A 4,781-nucleotide genomic window follows, 5' to 3' on the forward strand; every position below is an offset into this window, starting at 1 on the left:
TGGTTCGTCAGCCGTTGCTAATCAGACTCTGAATAATCTGACAGTATTCTATCTGTAGAATATTATGCTATCTGTAAACGTTCCCAGCTACTACTCTCACACAACTTCAACTGCTGCCCGATTCACTTCATCGGCGGAGAGGCGGGGCTCTAGTGCGGCCCGTGCCGGGATCAGAGCAGGCTGTAGAACTGGCGGGCCGATCCTCCGAACATCAGCTCCCGCTCCTCCCGTGATGCCGAACTCGCGAACCGCTTGTAGGCATTCCAGAGCACGCGATACGACGTGCCCATCTTGTCGACCGGGAAGTTGCTCTCGAACATGCAACGCTTCGCGCCGAACTCCTCGACGCACACCTCGAGCCAGGGCGACCAGAGACGAGCCAGCTCGTCGGAGCCGGGAGGTTCCGGCGCGGTGAGGTAGTCGTACATGGCTCCGCGGGCCACGAGCCCCCCGATTTTGCACCAGACGTTCGGCCGCTTCGCGACCTGCCGAATGCCGTCCCGCCATTGGTCGAACTGGCCTGATTGGTCCGACGCATAGCGGCCGTACCCCAGAGGGCCACCGCTATGGTTTACCACGACCTTCAAATCCGGAACAGCATCCGCCAGTGCCGCGACGTCGTCCAATTGGGTATGAAACAGCCAGGCGTCGAGGGTGAGCGAGTTTCGTGCCAGGACACGAGCCCCGTCAAGGATTTTCGCTTCTCGGAGCATCCCGGGTCGTTTCCCGGACTGCGTGTTCGCGATCTCGGGACTCGCATCCCATCCGGTGCTGAACCGGACACCCCGAAATCTCCCGCGACCAGCCGCCATGTGCCCTGTCAGAACCGGCTCGACTGCGGCACCCAGTGTGAGGTCGGCGAATCCCACGATGCCGGCCGCCACGTCCACTCCGGCGCTCGACGAACCGGCCGCCGCGGCTACGTACTCGGTCTCCCCGACCGGCCGCAGTTCGACCGGTCCAGAATCGCGGTAGCCGGCTCCGCATTCCACATAAACCGTGGCCTCGACGTGGTGACCGGACTGGACGTCCGCCTCGAAGCCGGAACGATCGTAGACGTACGGGTGCTCCCAGAGATGGTGATGGGAATCGACGATCGGCACGTCCGGCTCGAACACCGCCTCTGCCGACTGCTTCGCCAGCCACTCGTCAGACGGTTCGAAGATCGTGCCGAACTCAGTCGGCCGTCCGTGCTCGGAGAGCTTGTAGAAGCGCGCGTCCAGTGCCATGCCTACCCCAGCCATCCGGTTATCAAGGCGGACTCAGCCATTCGATCAGACCTCGCCGCGCGCCGCCGCGACAGCACGCGACTTCCGTGCCGCAGGGTCGAGGAGGATCGCGCCGATCAGACCGGCCGTGCAGATTCCCATGAGGAAGATTGCTGCGTACCAGGGCGTGCCGCCGCCTGCCCCGACGAGGGCCGCCATCACAATCGGCACCGGCCCCGACAGAAGCGCCGCGGATACCTGGTAGGTGATGGCAGAACCTGTGTAGCGAAGCTCCGGCGGGAAGACGGTGGTGAAGAGCRGCGCGGTAACCGAATACGCCACTCCATGGCCGATTCCCAGGCCGATGATCATTGCCGCGATGATGGCGATGGGGTTGCCTGTGTGAATGATCCAGAAGACCGGAATCGGAGCGACCGCCAGCAGTGTCAGGGCAGAGAGGAACACTCGCTTCGGGCCGATACGGTCGGAATTCCAGCCGACAATCCCCACACAGGCCAGGTGAACCAATCCCGCAACGATGACTGCCATCAGCACGGTCGTCTTCGCCAAGCCGGCCTCGGCCGACCCGTAGTTCACCGCATAGGTGCTGTACGCGTAGAAAGCCGCACCGAGTCCACCGTTGGCGAATCCGAGCGCCAGCATCGTCCGCCAGTGGTTGCGAATGACTTCCCTCGCCGGGTTGCTGACGAGAGCGTTCTCTGCCTTCTTCTCCTCGAACACCGGCGATTCTTCCAGCTTTAGCCGAATGAACAGCGCGATCGGGAAGATCAATGCACTGACCAGGAACGGAATACGCCAACCGTAGCTCTCCAGCGCGTCCTCGGGCATGAAGTAGGCGGCCAGGCTGACAAGGTTGGCCCCCACCAGGGCCGCCGGAATACCCATCTGAGCGACGCTGGTGTAGCGCCCGCGCAGGTGTGGCGGCGCATGCTCAATCGACATGGTGGCGACGCCGGAGAACTCACCACCGGCCGACAGACCTTGAATCATCCGGAACAGGACAAGCAGCAGCGGGGCCCAGAAACCTATCTGATCGTATGTGGGCAGCAGGCCGGTCGCGATCGTGGCCACGCCCATGCCGATCAGGGTCATGAACAGTACCGACCGCCTGCCAAGACGGTCGCCGAGGTGGCCGAAAATGAACGCGCCCAAGGGCCGCATGAGCCACGCCGATGCGAAGGTGCCGAAGGCAAACAAGGTGCCGACGGTGGGGTTGTACGTAGGGAAGAAGAGCTTGTTCAGCACCAGAGCGGCTGCGACGCCGTAGACGAAGTAGTCGTACCACTCGAGCGCGGTACCCAGGAAGAGGGCCGTGCCGAGCCTGGCAAAGCTCGTCTTACGAGGTGGGGACGATTGGCCGGATATCGCATCTGGTTGCATAGTGCTCATGATTCTGCCTTCAGGTTTGGGATGGAGAAGTAAGCGCGAGGCACAAACTCGACCTGCCGATATTCGCCATGGAGGGCACGAGGGGTACCGACGCCCTACTGGTTGAGAGCTATTGCAATGTTGCGTATTTGCTCTGAAGCACAGCGATACGCGGATCTAGGGCTTCGCCGGAATTCGGACATCCGGGTTGCGAGCGGACATGCCAAACGCCGGTAGACGAACATGTTCGTCCCCGCTGACGTACAGCTGAGCTCCGTGTCGGTGGCCTCGAGAACAGAATTATTACTTGCTGCCCTCAACCGTTCGACCAGGCGCGACCCGGTGAATCCAAAAGCGACTACGAGTACAACGTCCCTCGGTGTCACAGTGAGTTCTCCTACTCATCTCGCGTGGCCCGGTCGGGTCTTCCGGCACCCGAAGCCGAGATCCCCCATGTATCGCTGTTTCGCTGCACTTATTGACACGGGGGTGACTGTGATTGCGCTCACTCGGTGATTAGTAGACCAGACTATTATCTGACTGTCAAACATCTAGCAATGGCGCGTCTGTTATTGTTAGCACGGCTTGTCGCTTGGCAACGCCTGGGACTCATTCCCATCAAGCTGCGAGCGGCCCGAACGGGCCTCCGCGCCAGTTGTGGTGTCCGACAGAACGTACTGCCGAAAGTTCCCCAGGTTCGTTTATGCGGCGTTCATGCTCGATGTGTTCCCCCGACGCGGGTCGTAGGCCGGCAAGTGTTGACCTAACTGCGCACCGATCTCGCACTGGACGCGTAGGAGATGGGATTCAGGCCGTCACGACGACCAGGATCTTCGGCGCCGGGCACCCTGCACCCGAACCGTGGCGTGCAATACCTGGCCGTCCGCTACAGCGAACACCTAAGTGCGGTCGGTTAAACGCCCGAGCGGAGGTGTTCGGGTGATGGGCAGGGGCGCGCGATGATGAGGCGTGCCTGATGATCTCGATGATGGTGGTTCGTTCGAGGTAGCCCCTGGCGCAGCCGGACAAACCTGATTCCGGGTGCCGAAGCCACTGGTGGATAAGAAATTTCGTGCGTTTGACCCGGATGAGGGTTTGTTGCTGCCGCCACCGCTCGACGACTGGGTGCCCGCCGAGCCTCTGGCCTATCGCGGAACTCGTCGACGAGCACCTGGACCTGACCCGGATCCCCGACGCGTACACCGAGAGCCGCGGCGCCCCAACATGATCCGAGGCTGATTGTGCTCATCCTGCTCAACGGCTGCACCACCGGAGTGCGCTCGTCCCGGGCGATCGATCGCAAATGCACCGATGACGTGGCTGTTCCGGTGCTCGGAGCAGGGTGGCGGACTATCCGGCGATCACCCGGGTCCGCAAGCGGCGCCCGTCCGCCCTCGGGCCCTGTTCGTACAGGCGTTGGCGTTGCCGGCCGCGGGCATGATCAGGCTGGGCGGTTGTTGGACGGGACGAAGTTGCGGACTAACGCCTCCAAAACCCAAGGCGACGAGCTACGCCCGCATGTCGGAGAAGGAGGAGGCCCTCGCCGCGAGGTCTCGACGAGGCCGAAGACGCCGAGTCGGCGAGAACCGGCGTGGCGACGAGCTGCCCGAGGTATCGCGGCGTCGGGAACCCGGTTGGCGACGATCCGGGAGGCGAAGGCCGCCCTCACTGAAGAGGCTCGGCTGGCGGCACGGGAGCGGACCGGGACGACGGCTGACCGGCGACGGGGCCTTCGCGCAGTGGTCCAACGCGGAGGTCGTGGTCGACGAGAAGCCTCAGGGATCGCGGCCACCGACGTGAACACAAATGCCGTCGATGTCGGCAATCTGATGCCGATGACCGAACAGACGGCGGCGAACACCGGGCAGGTCCCGGACCAGGTCCTCGCCGACTCCGACTACTACTCGGCCGACAACTCGGACCGGGCCGCCGAGTTCGCCGCCGAACAAGGCATCTAATTCTATGTCGCGAGCGGGCGTCGGTCCCGTGACCGGGCGTCGGTGCCATGGCGACCCACCAGCGGCGTCCCCGGGCGGATCCCCAAGCCCGCGAACGGCAAGCAGCGCGTGGCCTGCAAACGGGCTACCCGGAAAGGTCGGGCGGCATAGGCCCGCCGGAAGGCCACCATCGAACCGGTCTTCGGTCAGATGAGCACCATGCACAACGCCAAACAGTTATTGAACC

The 4,781-nt window shown here is 63.1% G+C and carries 3 protein-coding genes; 1 reads left to right on the plus strand and 2 read right to left on the minus strand.

Translation table 11 applies throughout. The annotated features are described in order from the left end of the window. Positions 1-170: 170 nt before the first annotated feature. Both AC1D1G_RS41895 and AC1D1G_RS41900 read right to left on the minus strand, forming a co-directional pair. Positions 171-1,229, minus strand: a complete 1,059-nt coding sequence (locus AC1D1G_RS41895) for an amidohydrolase family protein (RefSeq protein ID WP_477956567.1) — start codon at positions 1,227-1,229, stop codon at positions 171-173. Positions 1,230-1,274: 45 nt separating this feature from the next. After that, positions 1,275-2,618 carry an MFS transporter gene (locus AC1D1G_RS41900; RefSeq protein WP_477956568.1) on the minus strand — a complete coding sequence of 448 codons (1,344 nt, stop codon included), beginning with the start codon at positions 2,616-2,618 and terminating at the stop codon, positions 1,275-1,277. A gap of 1,775 nt (positions 2,619-4,393) precedes the next feature. On the opposite strand from AC1D1G_RS41900, the gene AC1D1G_RS41905 reads away from it, so the two are divergent. Further along, complete coding sequence (locus tag AC1D1G_RS41905) at positions 4,394-4,555, plus strand: hypothetical protein (protein ID WP_477956569.1); 162 nt, start codon at positions 4,394-4,396, stop codon at positions 4,553-4,555. Positions 4,556-4,781: the final 226 nt, after the last annotated feature.

The sequence above is a fragment of the Rhodococcus sp. P3_B8 genome, assembly GCF_056402775.1.

Coding starts and splice junctions, on each gene's coding strand:
- AC1D1G_RS41895 (WP_477956567.1), bottom strand. CDS start 1,229: ATGGCACTGGACGCGCGCTTCTACAAGCTCTCCGAGCACGGACGGCCG.